Annotated in this window: 11 protein-coding genes; 1 reads left to right on the top strand and 10 read right to left on the bottom strand. The window is 69.5% G+C overall.

The window, feature by feature from the left end; all coding sequences use genetic code 11:
- Positions 1-271: 271 nt before the first annotated feature.
- Positions 272-904: a tail fiber protein gene (locus tag KF833_23440; protein ID MBX3748272.1), complete on the top strand. Its 633-nt coding sequence runs from the start codon at positions 272-274 to the stop codon at positions 902-904.
- A gap of 68 nt (positions 905-972) precedes the next feature.
- On the opposite strand, the gene KF833_23445 is transcribed toward KF833_23440, so the two are convergent.
- From KF833_23445 to KF833_23490, 10 genes are all read right to left on the bottom strand, one after another.
- Positions 973-2,103 (bottom strand): hypothetical protein, encoded by a 1,131-nt coding sequence (locus KF833_23445; GenBank protein MBX3748273.1) that lies wholly within the window; start codon positions 2,101-2,103, stop codon positions 973-975.
- Positions 2,100-4,502 (bottom strand): hypothetical protein, encoded by a 2,403-nt coding sequence (locus KF833_23450; GenBank protein MBX3748274.1) that lies wholly within the window; start codon positions 4,500-4,502, stop codon positions 2,100-2,102. The genes KF833_23445 and KF833_23450 overlap by 4 nt, the downstream gene beginning before the upstream one ends.
- Before the next feature lie 46 nt (positions 4,503-4,548).
- On the bottom strand, positions 4,549-8,409 hold the full coding sequence (locus tag KF833_23455; GenBank protein MBX3748275.1) for a hypothetical protein: 3,861 nt from the start codon (positions 8,407-8,409) through the stop codon (positions 4,549-4,551).
- Positions 8,406-10,511: a BatA domain-containing protein gene (locus tag KF833_23460; GenBank protein ID MBX3748276.1), complete on the bottom strand. Its 2,106-nt coding sequence runs from the start codon at positions 10,509-10,511 to the stop codon at positions 8,406-8,408. The genes KF833_23455 and KF833_23460 overlap by 4 nt, the downstream gene beginning before the upstream one ends.
- Entirely contained in the window at positions 10,508-11,410 is a 903-nt protein-coding gene (locus tag KF833_23465) for a DUF58 domain-containing protein (GenBank protein MBX3748277.1), read from the bottom strand. The genes KF833_23460 and KF833_23465 overlap by 4 nt, the downstream gene beginning before the upstream one ends.
- 62 nt (positions 11,411-11,472) lie before the next feature.
- Positions 11,473-12,519: a MoxR family ATPase gene (locus KF833_23470; GenBank protein ID MBX3748278.1), complete on the bottom strand. Its 1,047-nt coding sequence runs from the start codon at positions 12,517-12,519 to the stop codon at positions 11,473-11,475.
- Complete coding sequence (locus KF833_23475) at positions 12,519-13,370, bottom strand: DUF4159 domain-containing protein (protein MBX3748279.1); 852 nt, start codon at positions 13,368-13,370, stop codon at positions 12,519-12,521. The genes KF833_23470 and KF833_23475 overlap by 1 nt, the downstream gene beginning before the upstream one ends.
- Complete coding sequence (locus KF833_23480; protein MBX3748280.1) at positions 13,370-16,123, bottom strand: tetratricopeptide repeat protein; 2,754 nt, start codon at positions 16,121-16,123, stop codon at positions 13,370-13,372. The genes KF833_23475 and KF833_23480 overlap by 1 nt, the downstream gene beginning before the upstream one ends.
- 459 nt (positions 16,124-16,582) lie before the next feature.
- Complete coding sequence (locus KF833_23485) at positions 16,583-16,999, bottom strand: hypothetical protein (GenBank protein MBX3748281.1); 417 nt, start codon at positions 16,997-16,999, stop codon at positions 16,583-16,585.
- 43 nt (positions 17,000-17,042) lie between these two features.
- Positions 17,043-17,919 (bottom strand): transposase family protein (locus tag KF833_23490; protein ID MBX3748282.1); only part of this gene is annotated, 877 nt, incomplete at its 5' end.

Below are 17,919 nucleotides of genomic sequence, written 5' to 3' on the forward strand. Positions count from 1 at the left end.
TTGATGCGAGGAGTCCTCATGGGGTGGGGGGGGTGGGGTGTGCAAAGATCTGGAGGCCAGTATTGGGGGGTAAGGGAATTTCGTCAAGTGTAAAAACACTGTCTTAATACAATGCAGGTCAAATTTTAAATAGCCTGACCTATTAAACAAGGCGGTTCCGGGTGCGACTTGGGTGGCTGGCGGGGGTAGGATGGGCGGTATGTCGCTGGATGAGGATGGGACAAGACGATTGGGATCGGTTGCCAATGCCATAGGGATCGTGACAGCAAGAATGATGATCCAAGGGCTGGGGTGGGCGGGGTGCCTGTTGGCGGCGGGATGGTGGCTGGGTGCGGGTTTGGCCCGGGTGCCGGCCGCGGAGTCGGGGGGAGAGCGGTCCGGAGGTGGGGTGCCGGTGGGGACACTGGTCGCCTTTGCAGGCCCGGCGGCGAAGGTACCGGAGGCCGAAGGCTGGATGTTGTGCGATGGACGGGAACTGGCCGTGACGGCCTACCGGGCGCTGCACGAGGTCTTGGGGAGTTCCTGGGGCGGGAGCGCCAATGGGGTGACGTTCCGACTACCGGATTTGCGCGGGCGCTTCGTGCGCGGGGTTAATCGGGGTGCCGACGGATTCGGGAGGGATATCGAGGCCGAACGACGGATGGCGTCGGCGCCCGGGGGGAATCTGGGGGACACGGTGGGCACTTTGCAGGAGGAGAGTGTGGGTCCGCATACCCACGGTCTGGCCGGGGTGGCCGAGGCCGTGGCGCCCGGTTCCGGGGCCGAATGGGTTCGGTTTCACGGGGTGAAGCTGCCGGATGAGACGGCGCCGATCCTGGTGAATCCGGCGGCGGTTCAGCCCGGGGAAGGGGTCGAGACGCGACCGGTCAATGTGGCGGTGCACTGGATGATCCGCGTGCGGTAAGCGGTCAGTCCGGGAGCGAAGGTTGACAGCCGACCTGACCCTTGAACAGGGGTGGGGCGGATGGAGCCTTACGGGTCGGGATCGGAGGAGGGGGCCGGTTCGAGCTGGGCGTAGAGGGCGGCGAGTTCGAGGAGGATGGATTCCAGGCGGTGGTAGTAGTCTGCTTCGGGGAGCATGGACTTGGCGTCGCGGAGGCGGGCGACGTCGCGTTCGAGTTGGTCGCGGAGCTGGCGCTGCCCGGGGGTGAGGGCGGCTTCGAGGGGGCTGCGTTTGAGATGGAACTGGTGGGCGCGGAGTCCGTCGAGGGGGGCGTTGTTCTGGGCGCGCCGGGTGGGGCGGAGTCCGCGGAACCAGTCGGCGGGGGTGCCGAGGCCATCGCCGTTGTCATCGAGGAGGGGATGCTCGGTGGCGAGCCGGCCTTCGGTCCGGTAGAACTCGGCGACACGATGGGCGGCGGTGAGGAAGGCTTCGAGGAGGGAGGTTTGGCCGTCGTGATCGAGGTCGCTTTCGGGGTCGTCGATGGCCTGGGCGAGATAGGTTCCGAAGCGGGCGAAGTTGACCTGGAACCCGCTGCGGGTGGCGGTGATCACAACGCGGTTGGAGGCGGAGAGCCTGGGGAGAAAGGGGGCGCTGGCGGAGCCGGTGTTGATGATGGCCAGGGGGCGGCGAAAGGGCTGGAGCCAGGCGGCGAGGTCATCGGCGGTGAGATCGGGTCCGGGCAGGTTGAAGCGGGCATCCTGACCGTCGAAGGTGCCGTGTCCGATGAGAACGAGCCAGAGGTCGGCGGGGACGTCGCGGGGTTCGGCCTCCAGCGTTTGTTGGAGTTGGGCGAGAGCGGTGAGCGGGGCGGAGGCGGGTTCGACGACGGGGGCACGGGTGGGGACGTCGGATTCGTGGAGGACGTGGGATTCGGGGGAGGGATCCGGATCCGGTGGCCGGTCGATGAGGGTGACGGCGGCGCCTGCGTCGAAGGCGACGCGCTGCCAGCGCCGGGCCTGATCGCGGAAGGCGGATTCGAACTCGGGTTCGCCCGGGGCGCCGAGGACCAGGATGACATGGGTGGTTTCCGCGTGGGGTGGCCGGGGTGCCTGCGGTTCGCGGGGTGCGGATTGGGGTGGTGCTGCGGGGGGAAGGCTGGCCGAGGCGGCCAGGCCGACGGCGAGGAGCAGTGGGGACAGGGAGGGGAACGGCGATCTCACGGGAGTCCTTTCCAGCGGCGGATGCCCCATTCGGTGACGAAGCAGGCGAGGGCGAAGGCGAAGATCCAGGGGGAGTTCCAGAGCGGGCGCGCGTAGGATTCCATGATCGGAGCGGAGCGGTTGGGGAGGCTGCGGACGAAGGCCGGGAGGTCTTCGGGGCGGATGATTTCGCCTCCGGTCCGTTGGGCGATGGATTCGAGGAGGGGGAGATTGGGGAGGAGGGAGCGGAACTCGTCGGCGGCGGGGTTGTGGGCCCAACCGGCGGTGGCACGGCCGTAGGGGGCGCCGAGTTCGTTGGTCACCGAGGCGGTGGCGCGGTAGGCGCCCGGATGGCGGGGGAGGAAGGTGGCGTGGTAGAGGCCGGGTTCGGTGGGGGACGGTTCGGCGCGGAGGCGAATGGGCTGGGAGGCGGGTGCGGCCTCGGGCCGGGACCCGGCGGGGGCGCCGGTGGCCGCGGGGGCGAAGGTGACAGGTTCGATGTCGAGGGTGACTGTGGCGTTGTCGAAGGGTTGGAATTTCGGGTCACGGACCCGGGCCTCGAGGCGGACGGCGCCGAGGGGATCGGCGGGGATGGGTTCGACGGAGAGTTCGGTCCGTTCGGGGACTTCGGACACGAGCCAGCGGAAGAGCTGGCGCCAGGATTTATCGAGGTCGGCACGGGCGGCGGGATCGCGCATGCCCCAGCGCCAGAGGTCGCCGACGAGGAGGGCGCCGACGCGCCCGCGTCCGAAGCGCTGGACGACGAGGGCGGGATGATCGTGGCCGGCGGGGTCGCGGGCCGTGGCAATGAGGCTGGCGCCGGGTTTGGTGCCGCGGACACGGTTGGCGACGAGGAAAGGGGGCATGGTGTCGAGTCGCTGGCGTTCGGCGGATTCCTGGTCACGGGTCCGGGCCCAGGGTTGGAGCCAGCCTTCGCGGGCGAGGTCGTAGCGGAGGGGGGTGTCGGGCGGGGTGGGCACCTCGCGGTCGAGGTACACGGGGAGCATGTCGCCGATGGGGGTCCGGTGGTAACCGCCCTCACGGAAGGACTCCATGCCGCCGAGCATGAGGACGCCGCCGCCGCGTTCGGAGACGAACTTCTGGAGGAGGAGAGCCTGGTCGGGGGCGAAGAAGGCGGCTTCGAGGTCATCGAGGACCACGGCGTGGTAGGGGGAGAGTTCCTCCGGGGTGCGGGGGAAGCCGCCGGCGAGTTCGAGTTCGTCGCGGGTGTTGAGGCGGACGAGGACGGGCTGGTCGTAGCGTTCGACCTCCTCGGGGGCCTGGCTGCCGAAGCCGCGGAAGAGGGGGTTGGAGGTTTCGCCGGTGCGGCCGCGGAACTCGAAGCGGGGTTCGCGTTTGGCGACGCGGATGAGGGCGACGAGCTGGACCTGGGCGTCGGTTTCGATGGCGCGGTTGAGGAACTTGAACTCCCAGTTGGGACGGCCGGAGACGTAGAGGATGCGGTAAGGGCCACCGCCGCGGTCCACGGCGAGGAAGCGGCTGTTGTTGGCGAGGGTGGCTTCCTGGAGGGTGTTGGTGGGGCGGTCGGTGGCGGAGGCATCGCGCTGGGCGAGAACGAGCATTTCGTAGAAGGCGAGGCCGAGGTCGTCCGGGCGCGGCTGGAAGCGGAACGGGATGGAGGAGCCGTCGCCGCGGACGGTGTGGGCGTGTTCCTCGACCACGCGGCCGGAGGGGTCGCGGAGGCGGGCGACGATGCGTTCGCCTCGGAAGCCGGGGGCGGTGGCCTCGACCTGGATGGTGACCGGCTGGTCTTCGAAGGCGGACTGACTGACGGACACCTGGGCGAGGGAGAGGTCGCGGATGGCTTCGTGGCGACCGACGACGACGGGATAGACCGGGGCGAGCCCATCGAGGCTGGGGGGGGAGCCGGCGAGGTCGGTGGCGTTGCCGTCGGTGAAGAGCAGCACGCCGGCGAGGGGGCGGCCGCGGAGGCGTTCGGCGAGGGTGCCCAGGGCGGAACCCAGGGCGGAGGAACGTCCGTCGAAGGTGAGCGGGTCGAAGTCGGTGACGCCCTGGAGGCGGCCATCGAAGAGGTAGCGACGGACTTCGAAAGGATCGGCGAGGTCGGCCTGCCAACCGTCGGCGGGGGAACCGAGCCACTGGCGGACGAGGGCATCGCGCGGCTGGGCGGCGGCGTTGTCCTTGATGCGGAGGCTCTCGCTGTTATCGACGACGATGGCGAAGAGGTTGGCGCCGGGGCGGACGCGCTGGGCGGAGCGGAGCGGTTCGAGGAGGCAGAGGGCGAGGGCGGCGATGCCGAGGAGTTTGAGGGAGCCGCAGAGCCAGCGGAGGGGTGGGGAGAGGTGGGGCCGGTAGCTCCAGAGGAGGAGCAGGGCGGCGAGGCCGACGACCAGGGCGGCTGGCAGCCACCATGCGTTACCGGCGAAGGACAGTCCCATGGACGAAACGGGGTTGGGGCATGGAAAGGGGTTCAGCGGTCAGGGTTCAGCGGTCGCGACCGAGTTCCTCGTAGTAGCGGCGGACGAGTTCGGAGAAGCGGTTGGGGACGGGGTCACGGTCGATGGGGAGGAGGGGATCGGCCGAGGTGCGGCGGGCGAGTTCGGCATCGAGTTCGCGGCGGACCTCGACCAGGGGTTGGAGGATTTCGAGGTGGACCACGGCCCAGTCGGGTTTCTTGAGGTCGCGCCGGGCTTCGAGCCGGGTTTGGCGGGCCCGTTCGCGGGCGTTGGCGACCTGGGTGCGGAGTTCGGGGAAGTCGAGGAGTTCCTCGACCTCGCGGAGGCGATCGGACCAGGGGCCGAAACCCTCGGCGGTGAGGGGGCCGCGACCCGCCGAGGAACCACCGCCGCCGGTGTCGGTGGCGTCGCCGCCGAGGAGGGCGTCGAGATCGACGCCGAAGTCGCTGGCTCCGGGGGCGCGACCGCCGCGCTGACGCTGGGCTGAGGCCTGGGCGGTGCCACGTTGGCCGGGTTGGGAACCGTCCCGGGCGCCGGGTTGACCCTCCTGCTGGCCGCCGCCGGGGCCGGATTGGGAGCCGGGTTGGTCCCCGGGTTGGGAGCCGGCCTGGGCTTGTGCCTGAGCCTGACCTTGGCCGCCGGGTTGGGAACCGGGTTGGGAACCGGGTTGGGAACCGGGTTCGGAGCCGGGTTCGGAGCCGGGTTGGCCGGACGGATCCGAACCGGGTTGGGAACCGGCTTGGGCCCGGGCCTGGGATCCGGTTTGGGGAGTGCCTTGGGGATCACGCTGGCCTGGTCCGCCGGCCTGGGGAGCGGCGTCATTGGCGGGGGTGGAGCCGGGAGTGGAGGGATCGGCGCCGGTCTGGGCCAATTGCGGGGCGGCCTCGGCGATTTCGCGTTCGAGTTGTTCGGCGAGGGCGTCGAGTTCGTCCCGGGCGAGCTGGAGGGCGGCGGTATCGTCGCCGAGGACGCTGGAGGCGGCACGTTCGACGCCCTGGCGGACGGATTCGAGGTTGGCCTGGGCGCGGCGGCTGGCTTGGCCGGCTTCGGGGGCGAGGCCCTGGCGGAGGAGTTCGGCGGCGGCTTCGAGGGTTTTGGCGGGGTCATCGCTGGCGGCGGAGGCGCGGAGGCGGTCGTAGAGGGCGCGGGTCATCTGGCCGCGTTCGATGAGATCCTCCTGGAGCTGGCGGACACTTTGGGCTTCGTCCTGGTTGAGCTGGCGGAGGGTGTCGTAGAGGTGTTGGGAGACGAGGGGCTCGGAGGTTTCGGCGTCCTGGGAAAGCTGGGTGGCGCGATCGACGAGGTTGGTGAGGGCGGCTCGTTGTTCGGCGAGGCGTTCGGCGAGGGCGGGGGGAAGTTCGGGAGAACCGAGGGTGCGGCGCTGGGAGGCGTCGGGGGTGGTGAGATCGCGGGAGATCTCCTGCTGGCGGCGTTCGAGGTCGCGGGCATCGGAGCGGAGCTGACGGAGGTCCTCGGCGAACTCGCTGGAGTTCTGGCGGCGAAGATCATCGCGCATGGACTGGAGCTGACGCTGGGCGCGGGAGCCGGCGGCGAGGGCCTGGGAGACGGCGTCTTCGCGGGTGGCTTCGCTGGCGCGCTGCATGTCCTCGCGGGCCTGTTCGAGCTGCTGTCGGAGTTCGGACATGCGGGCCTGGTTTTCGGGGCGCTGGGTGCGTTGATCGAGTTCGTCGAGGTCGGCGAGCATCTGGCGTTGTTCCTCCTGGAGGCGGCGGAGTTCGCGGCGCAGCTCCTCGCGTTCGGCCTCGGTGCGGGCCTCCTGGAGGGCGGTCTGGAGTTCGCGGAGGCGTTCGTTGAGGTCCTGCTGGCGGCGGGCGAGTTCCTGGAGGCGATTGAGGACCTGGAGTTGTTCGCGGCGTTCGGGGGTATTGGCGGACTGGGCCTGGCGCTGGGTTTCGTAGCGGTTTTCGGCGTCGGTGAGTTCGAGCTGGTCGAGCTGTCGCTGGTTGCCGCCCTGGCCCTGGCCCTGGCCGCGATTGCGGGAGCGGGAGACCTCGGTTTCGCGGGCCTGAAGCTGGAGGAGGCGCTGGTAGGCGGACTGTTCGGCGGCTAGGGCGGAGGCGAGGGCGGGGAGGGAGGTGGAGGCATCGGTCAGGCGGACGACGGCCTGGCCCATGTTTTCGACGACGGCGTCCCAGAGGGGGGCCTGACGGGGATCGGCGGCCTCGGAAGCGATGCCTTCGGCGCGCTGGAGGGCCTCGGACTGGGAATCGAGGACCACCTTGACGTCGGTGGCGTAGGCGGGGGTGACGGAGCGGGTGTTGCGCTGGAGATTCCAGGTGGCGCTGACGATCTGCTTCTGGAGCTGGACAAGTTCCTGGGTCTGGCCACCCGGGCTGCCGCCCTGACCGCCGCCGTCCTCGCCGTTCTGGGAGGAATCGCCCTGGCGGAAGACTTCCTCGAAGGGGCGGATCTCGGCAAAGAGGAGGTCGCCGAAGGTGCGGCGGAGTTCGCCGTCGGGACCGATGTCATCGGCCCAGACGTACCAGGAGAGGAGTTCATCGGGGCGGACGCCGAGGTCTTCGAGTCGGAGGAGGTGCTGGAAGGAACGGCGTTCGGAGGGCGGGACCTCGCGACCGAGTTCGAGGGAGTGCTCCTCCTGGCCGACGAGCTGGAAGGCGATCCCGTGGGCGAGGACGCCGAAGTCGTCCCAGACGGTGCCTTCGAAGCGTACCTCTTCGAGGGCGGAGGGGCGGATGTCGCCACGGGGGGAGGTCAGGCGGAGTTCGGGGGTGCGATTGGAGAGGACCTGGAAGACGAAGTGGGCGGGGACCTTGTTGGACCGGCCGTCGGCGTCGATGAGCTGGAGGTCGTAGGTGGCGGTGCGGAGGAGGGGGAATTCGGGGAGGGAGGCGACGGCGCGATCCGGTGCGACGGTGAGGGGGATGACGGGAAGCTGGGCCTGGCGGGGGGTGAGCCGGGCGGACGACACGGGTTTGTTGAGGCGCAGGGCGAGATCGAGGCGGGTGCCCTCGACGGCGGAAACGCGGCGGGTGTCCTCGATGCGGCGGGCGGGGAGGCGGGTGTATTCCGGGTAGGCGAGGTCGGCATCGGCCTGTTCGAGGCGGGGATGTTCGAAGACCCGGACGGCGTAAGGGCGGGTGGCGCGGCCCTCGTACTCGATGCGGTAGGAGAAGTCGCGGGCGACGTCGGGGACCGTCCCGCCGAAGACCGGATCGGAGAGGCTGCGGGTGAGGGGGATGCGCTGTTCCGAAGCGGGATGATTGCCGAGGACGAGGGTGGCGTTGGCGGGGACCGTGCCGCCGAAGCGGGCGAGGACGATGAGGCTGTCGCCGCGTTCGAGGGTGGTGTCACCGGGGGTGACCGTGAGGCCCGAGGTGCGGACGAAGAGCGGGGAATCGCCGAGGGCCGGGGTGGGGGCGCGAAGTCCGTAAAGGGCGATGAGGAAGACGACGAGGGTGGCGGTCTGTGCGAGGGCGGCGCGGGCGATGCGGGAACCGGGCATGACCTGGGACCAGGCGTGGCGTCGGCTATGGGCCACGGCGTCGCGAACGAGGCAGCGCTGGAGGTAGGAGAGGGGGGCGCCCGGGCGGCCGTGCTGCTGGATGGCGGTGAGGAGGAGTCCGTCGAGTTCCGGGTGGCGGCGTTCGACCGCGGCGGCGGCGGCGGGGAGGTCCGGGGGTGAAGCGCTGCCGCGGAGGGCGACGGCGAGGGCGGCGACGAGTCCGACGAGGCCGACGAGCGGGAGGCTGAGGGGCGAGGCCAGGCCGGCGAGGGATTGGACCAGGAGAACGAGGAGCGCGAGGGCGGCGGCGATGGCCCAGCCGAGGGTCAGGCGCCACCAGAAGCGGTGCATGCGCTGGCGCCAGGCGACGGGCTCGAGACGGTCGCGGAGGAGTCCTTCAGTCATGTGGGGTTCTCCATGGGAGAGGTGGGACGGCGTCCCCGCCAACCGGCGAGGGCGGACTCAACGAGCAGGGCGGCGAGGGCGGCGACGAGCAGCCAGCGCCAGAGTTTCTGGCGGCCTTCGGCTTCGAGGGCGGCGAGTTGGACAGCCTGTTCCGGACGGGGCTGGGATCGGACGGGTCCGGTGCGAACGGGGGCTCCGAAGGCTTCGAGGGATTCGAGGGGCTGGGGGAAGGTGCGGGACTCGGCGGGGTGGACGTTGACGGCGAACCGGAAGGCGGAGCCGTCGGCGCGCACCTCGTAGATGCCGGGGACGGCGGTGTCTTCGAACTGGGCTGTTCCGGGGGGCAGATTCACGGTTGTGCCCTGGGGCAGACGGACCGTAAGGCTGGAGGTTACGGAAGGGGGCAGGGGGAGGGGATCGCCGACGGTGACGGACTCGGCGGGCGCGGCCAGGTCGCCGCCGGCGTGTTCGACCATGGAGAGGAGGAGGGGGACGAACTTGGTGGACAGGGCGAGCTGACTGTCCTCGGGGTGCCAGCCGCTGGTGAAGAGGACGATCCGGCCACGGCCGCGGGGGCATTCGATCCAGGCGGGATCGCCGGAATCGAAGCGGGCGACGACGTGGGCGCCGGGCAGGAGGGCGTCGTCGAGGCGTCGATGTTTCCAGAAGTGGATGCGCGAGAAGTCACTGAAGCGGGGATCGGCGAAGGGCAGGAGGAACGGGTGACGAAAATCGAGCGAACCCAGAAGAGCGTAGGAACGGACGGTGGCTTCCGAGGCGGCGGGGGCCGGACCGTCCAGCAGGGGGCCCAGCGAGGCGAAGGCGTCGGCCCGGGTGGGGGCGAAGAGGAGGGTCTTGCCTGAAATCACCTCGTCCCGGAGGCGCTGGGCGAGGGCGGGTGGGAGTGCCTCGGTGGCGAAGTAGAGGGAAGCGGCGGACAGAGCGGACGGGTCGAGGGGATCGGTGGGGCGATGGGCGACGATGTCGAGGCCGAACCGGCCGGCGGGAGGGAAGGCGCGGCGCAGGAAGAACAGGGGCTGGGTGGGTTCCCCGGTGGTTTCGGAGCCGAAGTAGAGGGCGCGGAGGCGTTGGGCGGCCGGGGGGACGATAAAGGCCCGGTTGTCGAACGGTTCGTCGTCGCCTTCGAGGAGGAGGTGATCGACCGGGGCATCGGTTGGGACGGGGAGGACGAGGGTGCGGGACTGGCCTGGGGGGACCTGGACATCCTCGGCGCGCTGGGCGAAGCCGGGGCGATCGGAACGGGCCCAGCCGACCTGGAAGGTGTCGCGGGTGGCGTCGGGCGAATTGTGGATGCGGATGCGGACGACGGACTGGGTGGCGGAGAGGGCGGCGGCGGCGTCGGGGACGGGATGGAGGCTGGCGTTGCCGGGACGGCGCGGGGTTACGGGATCGACCGCGAGGTCCAGGTTGCGGGGCCAGTCGAAGGATTGGAGGCGGTCGAGACGGGCGCCCTCCTGGAGGTCGGAGATCAGGATGACGCGGCGGGGACCGGCGGGGCGGTTGGGGTCGGACGATTCGAGGAGATGTTCTGCGGCGGCGGCGAGGGCGTCGTCGAGGTGGGTGGCGAACCAGCCGGGCCGGGTCTCCGCGAGGCGGGCGTTGACGAGGGCGGGGCGTTCGCCGGGGTTGGCGCCGTTCCAGTCGCGGAAGGTCACGAGGGGGCGGGACTGGCGATCGAAGGTCCAGACGGCGAGTTCATCGGCGGGAGCGGCGGCGCGGGTATGGTGGGCGACACGATTGAGGGCGTCCGGCCAGAGGTTCTGGCGCTGCATGCTGGCGCTGGTGTCCACCAGGAGGAGGATGCGGGCGGGGGGTGGGGAGGAGGGATCGGCGAGGGAACTGGCCTTGAAGAACGGGCGGGCGAAGCCGAGGGCGAGGAGGGCAATGACGAGGCAGCGAAGGGCGAGGAGGAGGAGGTCTTCGAGCCGGCTGCGCTGGGTCACCCGCGGGGGGGAGGGCGGGAGGAACAGGAGGGAGCTGAAGGGGATGCGGACCCGGGTGGTCTTGCGGATGAGATGGAAGACGATCGGGAGGGCGACGGCGGCCGCACCGAGTAGGAAGAGTGGGGCGAGGAAGCTCATCCTGGGTGGGGTCCGCCGGCGGCGGGGGCGAAGCGGCGGACGGCCGGGGTGCGGCGGGACCGTTCCTGGAGGAAGTGGAGGAGGGCGAGTTCGACGGGTTGATCGGTGACCAGGCGGTGCCAGGCGATGCCGAGGCGGCGGCAGACATCGCGGATGGCATTGGCATGGGCTTCGAGGCGTTCGCGATAGCGGGCGCGGACGGCGGCGGGATCGACGAAGACCGTACGACCGGATTCGAGATCCTCGAACCAGGACGGGGTGTCGTAGGCGAGGGAGAGTTCGACGGGGTCGAGGACCTGGAAGAGGGTGATTTCGTGACCGGCGGCGGCGAGGACGGTGAGGCTTTTGTCGAGCCGGTCGGGGGGGGCGAGGAGATCCGAGAGGAGCACGATCAGGCCCCGTTTGCGGAGGATGTCCGCGGCGCGCTGGAGGGGGGTGATGAGGTCGGTGGCGCGGCCGGACGGGGGGGCTTCGAGGGCCAGCATGATGCGGCGAAGGTGCCCGAAGCGGTGGCGGGCGGGGAGGAAATCGCGGATGCGCTCATCGAAGGTGAGGAGACCGGTGGCGTCGCCCTGGCGATGGAGGAAGTGGGCGAGGGTGGCGGCGACGGTGGCGGCGTAGGCGGCCTTGGAATAGCCGGTGGAGGCGAGGGTCATGGACCGGCTGAGGTCCACGAGGAGATGGCAGCGGAGGTTGGTTTCGTCCTCGAAGCGTTTGATGAAATGGCGGTCGCTGCGGCCGAGGACGCGCCAGTCGAGGTAGCGGGGATCGTCGCCGGGGGAGTACTGGCGGTACTCGGTGAACTCGACGGAGAAGCCGTGGTAGGGGCTGCGATGGAGGCCATTGCGGAAGCCCTCGACGACGGCGCGGGCACGCCACTCGAGGTTGCGGAGGGCCATGAGGGCCCGGGGATCGACCAGGGCGCCGTGGCGTGAGGCGGGGGCCGATGACGGCTCCGGGGTCATGAGGCAAGGGGCGCCGGGACGGCTTCGAGGAGGCGCTGGATGACGGATTCGACGCCGACGTTTTCGGCTTCGGCCCGGTAGTTGAGGAGGACGCGATGGCGGAGGGTGGGGGCGGCGAGGGTGCGGATATCCTCGACGGAGACATGGGCGCGACCGCGGAGGAGGGCGCGGGCCTTGGCGCCGAGGACCAGGAACTGGGCGGCGCGGGTGCCGGCTCCCCAGGTGACCCATTCGCGGATGAAGTCGAGACCGCCGGAGGGCCGGGGGCGGGAGGCGGCGGCGAGCTGGACGGCGTAGCGGACGAGTTCCTCGGCGACGGGGACCTGGCGGACGAGGGAATGGAAGCTGAGGACGTCTTCGCCGTTGAAGAGGGGTTCGATGGGGAGGGGCGGTTTGCCGGTGGTCTGGAGGATGACCTGCACCTCGTCGGGTTCGGGGAGGTAATCCATGACCACATTGAACATGAAGCGGTCGAGCTGGGCCTCGGGGAGGGGGTAGGTGCCCTCCATCTCGATGGGGTTCTGGGTGGCGAGGACGAAGAAGGGGGGATGGAGGGGATGACGAACGCCGGAGGCGGTGACCTGGTGTTCCTGCATGGCCTCGAGGAGGGCGGCCTGGGTTTTGGGCGGGGTGCGGTTGATTTCGTCCGCGAGGATCATGTTGGCGAAGATCGGGCCGGGGACGAAGACCATGCGGCGTTCGTGGCCGGCGTCCTGGAGGATCTCGGTGCCCGTGATGTCGGCGGGCATGAGGTCCGGGGTGAACTGGATGCGCTGGAAGCGGAGGTGGAAGATCTGGGCGATGGACTTGACGAGGAGCGTCTTGGCGAGGCCTGGGGCGCCGGTGATGAGGCAATGGCCACCGGCGAAGAGGGCGAGGAGGATTTGTTCGATGACCTCGCGTTGACCGACGATGGCCTTGGCGAGTTCGGCCTCGATGCGGGCCTTGCTGCCGGCGAGGCGTTCGACGGTCTGGCGTTGGAGTTCGAGGGGATCGGGCCGGGGTTCGATCCGGGGCGGTTCGGTGGGGGTGAGGAAGCTCATTAGTGGGTCATCACGTGGAAGATGATATTGATGCCGAGGGGATAGGCGATTTTCTCGGAGAACTCGCGGAAGAAGTAATTGTCCTCGCCCTCGCGTTCCCATCCGTCGCCGTTGTCGGTGTTGTGGGTGGCGAGGACCATGATGCGACCGCGGTCGTCGAGGATGGCGCGGTGATGGACTTCGCGGGCGTCGGGGCGTTCCCAGGTGCGGCCGTGGTACTGGCTTTGGATGCCGAGGCCGACGTTGGGGACCTGACCTTTGGAGGTGATGCGGAAGGGGCGCTGGTAGAGTTCGTGGTCGAGGGAAAGTTCCTGGAACTCGCGGTCGGGCAGGACCTGGCGCATGACGTGGGCGGCGTTTTCCCAGGCGAGTTCGCCCCAGAAATCGTCGAGCATGAGGAAGGCGCCGTTGAGGAGGTGCTGTCGGAGGGCGACGATTTCGGCGTCGTCGAGCCAGAGGCCGCCGGGTTCGACGATGTAGAGGAAGGGGTAGTTGGGGAGGTCGGGGTCGGTGAGGTCGATGATGCGTCCGTGGGGGTCCGCGCGGATCGACGTCATCTGCTGGAGGCGGTACGAGAGGTTGAGATCGGCGTCGGGGAGGTCCACGCGCCATCCGTGACCATCGGGGCCGTAGTTGCGGTAACGGACGCGGGCGAAGGTGAAGACATCGTGTTCGAAGCCCGGGGGGTTGTGCCACATGGGGGTCCCGGTGCTGTGGGACTCGAGTTCGCGGGCGGTGCGGGCGGTGTCCCCGCCGCGACCCTCACCGAACCAGCGTCCGGATCGCCGCTGGCCGAGGACGACGCCGGCCATGAGGACGAGGAGCAGGAGGGTGAGGAGGGACGGCCGCATCAGGGTGTTGGCGGGGTTGGGTCGGTTGGGGGGGCTTCGGGGGTGGCGGGTTCGTCCGGCGGTTCAACCAACCCGTATCGGTCACGGGCGGCCGGGTCAGTGCCACCCAATCCGTATCGGTCCCGGAGGGCCGGGTCCATGCCGGGTTCCGGGGTTGTGTGGGCGTGGCTGGGACCGAGGCGGCGAAGGAGTTGGAGGGCGGCGCGGTGGCGTGGGGCTTCCTCGAGGGCTTCCAGGGCGTGGCGGCGGGCGGCGGGCGGGGAGGAAGGTTCGAGGAGGCGGGCGAGCTGGAAATGGACATCGCCGGGATTGGGCGGGTCGAGGCGGAGGAGGGTGCGGTAATGGCCGATGGCGTCGGGGAGGTTGCCGAGATGTTCGGAGGCGCGGGCGAGGTGACGATAGGGTGGGGCGACGAGGGGATTGACGGCGAGGAAGCGGAGGGCGTTTTGTTCCACGGCGGGCCAGTCGGATTCGGCGCGGGCGAGTTCCATCAAGCGGAGGTAGGCGTCGATGGCTTCGCCATCGACGGAGGCCCAGCGTTCGAGGGCGGCGCGTTCGGCGGCGGCATCGCCCTGGTCGCGGTGGAGGCGGGCGAGGAGGGCATGGGCACTATTGGGGCCCTTTTGGTTGGGGTAGTGGGAGAGGAGGGATTCGAGGGTGGGTTGGGCGAGGTCCCACTGGCGGTTCTCGACCTGGGCGCGGGCCTGTTCGAGGAGGGACCAGTAATTGGAACGGGAGCCGCCGGTGGCCTGTTCGAGGATGTTGGCGAGGGCGGGGCGGCGGCGATCCTCGGGGGGAGTCCAGTCGAGGTCCGGGCCGAGAGTCATGGCCCTGGATTTGGCGAACCCGGTGAAATCGCGTTCTAGGGTCTCGATGGGGGCAGTATGGGATTCGAGGGCGACGTTGATGAAGGTGCCGTCGCGGAGGTCGTTGAGGATGGCAAGGAGGGCGGGGAGGCCGAAGCGCTCGACGAGGAACTCGACCACGAGGGAGGACTGGTAATAGGCGAACTGGAGGTGGAGGGGGGACCTGGGCATGAGGAAGGCGGCGCTGAGGCGGGAGACCGGGGTGAGGTCGGGGCCCAGGAGCATTTCGCGATAGCGCGGGTTGAGCTGCTCGCCCCAGGCGGGGTTGGCGAGGCGTTCCTCGTACACGGAGATGCCCTCGCTGAGCCAGCGGGGCATTTTGTTGGCGGTGAGCTGGAGGGTGACGACGTGGCAGTACTCGTGCCAGAGGACGGCCTCCCAGTTGACGGGGCGACCGCGGTTGGAGGCGGGGCTGTTGGCGGTGATGACGCGGCCGAAGCAGACGCCGAGGTAGCCGGGGTTGTCCGGCATGCCGAAGGTGCGGACGCCGAAGTCCTTCGGATCGGGAAAGATCTCGACGATGGTGGGCTGGGTGGGGGTGAGGCCGTATTTGGGGGCGAGATGGTTGCGGGCCCGTTCGAGGAGATCGAGGACGCGAGGGCCGTAGAGGTCCGCTTCGTGGGCGCTCATCCGGACGATGAAGTGATCGTTGGTGAGGGTGCGGAACTGGGAGAGGGTGTCGTAGAGGGTGACGAGATTGTAGGCGGTGACGTCGTAGGCGTCGCGGGCATGGACCTGCTGGATGAGGTCCCAGCCGGCGGCGTCCTCGCCGAGGCGGAGGAAGTCGCTGGCGAGCTGGGCGCGGGCGGGGAGGAAGTCTGGGGCGAAGGCGAGGGCTTCCTGCTGGAGGGCGGCGCCTTCGGCGAAGCGGTATTTCTGGGAGAGTTTGCGGCCGATGAGGTGGGGGACGGCGGGATTGGAGGGCCAGTGGCGGGTGGCGGCATTGCGGGCGGCCTGTTCGGCCGCGGGATCGTTGCGGAGGTGGGCGATGACGGCGGCGTAGGCCCAGGCTTCGGGGTGGTGGGGATTGACGGCGTGGGCTTCGGCGAGGGTTTGGGAGGAGGCCTCGTAGTCTTCGGCGTCGATGCGGTGGTCGGCGAGGAGCAGGAGGCTGGGGACGTGGCGCGGGTTGATTTTGAGGGCGGCCTCGATCATGGCGCCCATGACCTGCCGGTCGGAGGGGGCGAAGGCGCGGGCCCGGCCGAACAGGAGATCCGGATCTTCCGGGAACCGCTGGAGGCCTTCCTCGAAGTGCTGTGCGGCGAGGGCGAAGTCCTGTTTTTCGAGGGCGAGTTCGCCGCTGGCGAGGTAGATGTCGCGGTGGTCCGGGGCGGCCCGTTTGGCGACGGCATAGATGCGGTCGAGGACGTCCTTGGGATCGACTCCGCCGGCGAGGAGGGCGCGTCCGACGGCGACGAGGTCGGAGGTTTCGCGGTAGGCCCAGGGTCGTTGGGAGACGAGGCGGGGGATTTCGGAGACGGCCTCGGCGGCGCGGTCGGGGCGACCGTTGAGGGAGAAGGCGTCGCGGGCCAGCCAGCGGAGGGTGACGCTGCGGGGATGGACGGCCAGGGCATTGGTCATGGCCGCGTCGGCTTCGGGATAGCGGCCGAGGGCGAGGAGGGACTGGATGCGGAGGGCGTGCCAGGCCTCGATCCTGGAATCCGTTTCGAGGGCGGCGGTGGCGGCATTGACCGCGGACTCGTAACGGCCCTGGAGCAGGTGTTCGAGGGTGGAGGAGGGGGTGGGGGCCGCGGGTGAGGCGGCGAGGGGCAGGAGCAGGAAGGCGGCGGCGAGCGCGGGCGGGAGGCAGCGGGCGAACCGGAGGAGGCGGGGGGGCTGCACCCGGAAGGCGGGCGGGTGGATCGGCAGCGGTTCGCCGTCTCTCATCACGGCTTACTCTTGAACGCACTTCGGGGCGGCCACAAGGATTGGATGGAGGGGGGAGCCACTTTAGGGTGGGGGGGAGGGGGAGAGGGGGGCGGAATCCACGAGGCCGCAAGGGGTTGGAGCGTTGGGATGAGGACTCGGGGGTCGAACCCGCTGAGCCGGGTCCGACCCCCGGCTAATCTCTGGAAACCCTCCGGGTTTCCGTGGAGTTTGGCCATTTCCAAATGCCTGAGCCTGGGAGCTGAACCACGGCTGCTGACAAAGTCGGGGAGGGTGGATGGGAGGGGTGTGTGGGATGGGCTGGAGGGCTGTTGGCCTGAGGAAATCGGCCCTTTGAAGGGGGCTCCGGAATCGGAGGAGCGCCAGTGGGAGCCTTTCTTGAGCCCTTCGACCAAGGGCTCGCGCTCGCAACCCGCTCCGGGGGATTGCGTGGACGAGGAGGGAGACGCTCTTCCCGCCTTAGCCGACCCGCCCCATCAAACGGTCGATGAGGGCCCTGGGTTGGCGCATGTTCTTGCGCTGCCAGTCGGGCGGGAACTTCTTCGCGCCGGGAACTCCACGCTGTTGCTCGAAGAGGAAGATTGCCGTCGAGCGCATCAGCGAGAGGTTGCGCGCTGCGACGCTGCTGCGAACCCGGCAATGGTCTTCCCGCTGGGTGTGGTCACGCCGGAAGTGCTGCCGGGTCTCGATCCCCCAATACCCTCGCACCAACTCCTGCAGGAGTGCCGCGCCCGCTTCCTCGGGCCCGAGACTGGTCACACCGTAGGCCGTGTCGAAGCTGGTCTTGGTCACCCGGCCCTTGCGCAGGGTCTGCACTTTACGTTCGATGCGGAAGATCTGAGCCGCACCGGCCAGGCCGATGGTCGCGCCGTCCACCGGGTAGGTCCACAGGCTGCGCTCCTCAATCCGACCATGCTCCTTATCCGTCGACTCGGCCTGCGGGGGGGGTGTTGCCCGAGAGCAGTTGCTGGGCTTTGGCCAGGGCTTTGGGTTGGTTGCCTTTGAGACATAACAGGTACTCGGCTCCTTGCTCCTGGGTCAGATGCCGGCAATTGGCTTTGGTCGTGTGGGCGGCATCCGCGATCACAATCACCCCCGCCAGATCCATTTTCGGCAGATGCGCCGCGACCGCCGCTTCTTCGTTGGTGTCCCGCGGCACGGCAATCTGATCGATCAGGCGCTGCTCTGGTGTCTGGAAGTTCACCAGCGTGAGGGCCTTCTCCGCTTTGGGTTTTTGCAGTTCCGCCGGGGTATCCAGTTCGGCGGCCGCCGCCGCCAGTTCGCGATCGACGTGCAGTCGCTCCTCGGCGGGATCCGCATTGCGAAGCACCTTCCCGTCCAGGTGAAGCACCCGCACCGGCTTCGGATTGAGCGAGGCCATCCACGCGGTGTAGCTCTGCCGGAGTCGGTCCGAATCGATCGCTTCCAGGAGCCGGGAGAAGGTTCGCTCGCACGGCACGTCGTACTCGCGCCGTGTTCCCGGGGTGCGCCGGCAGCCCAGACGCCGGCGTTGGTGATGGTTCAGGCTTTGGGCGAACTCATGGATCGCGTGCGGTCCCTGGCACCCGGCCGCAATGGCCAAGGTGGCGATGGCGACCATGCTCACCATGGAATGGCGGACACCCCTCGGATTGCGCGGATCCTTGAGATGTTGGCGAAGGAAGCTCGCCAGAGAGGGCATCTGCTCGGTCTTCACCGGCGTCGGAGGCGGCAGGGGACGGCTGCCGTCGCGCAACTCCGTCTCCAGGACCGGCGCCCGCAGTCGTTCCAGGGCCTGCGGCCCGAGCGGACACACC

It is taken from the genome of Verrucomicrobiia bacterium (assembly GCA_019634625.1).
Classification (GTDB): Bacteria; Verrucomicrobiota; Verrucomicrobiia; order Limisphaerales; family CAIMTB01; genus CAIMTB01.

Coding starts and splice junctions, on each gene's coding strand:
- KF833_23440 (MBX3748272.1), top strand. CDS start 272: ATGATGATCCAAGGGCTGGGGTGGGCGGGGTGCCTGTTGGCGGCGGGA.
- KF833_23450 (MBX3748274.1), bottom strand. CDS start 4,502: ATGGGACTGTCCTTCGCCGGTAACGCATGGTGGCTGCCAGCCGCCCTG.
- KF833_23455 (MBX3748275.1), bottom strand. CDS start 8,409: ATGACTGAAGGACTCCTCCGCGACCGTCTCGAGCCCGTCGCCTGGCGC.
- KF833_23460 (MBX3748276.1), bottom strand. CDS start 10,511: ATGAGCTTCCTCGCCCCACTCTTCCTACTCGGTGCGGCCGCCGTCGCC.
- KF833_23465 (MBX3748277.1), bottom strand. CDS start 11,410: ATGGCCCTCCGCAACCTCGAGTGGCGTGCCCGCGCCGTCGTCGAGGGC.
- KF833_23470 (MBX3748278.1), bottom strand. CDS start 12,519: ATGAGCTTCCTCACCCCCACCGAACCGCCCCGGATCGAACCCCGGCCC.
- KF833_23475 (MBX3748279.1), bottom strand. CDS start 13,370: ATGCGGCCGTCCCTCCTCACCCTCCTGCTCCTCGTCCTCATGGCCGGC.
- KF833_23480 (MBX3748280.1), bottom strand. CDS start 16,123: ATGAGAGACGGCGAACCGCTGCCGATCCACCCGCCCGCCTTCCGGGTG.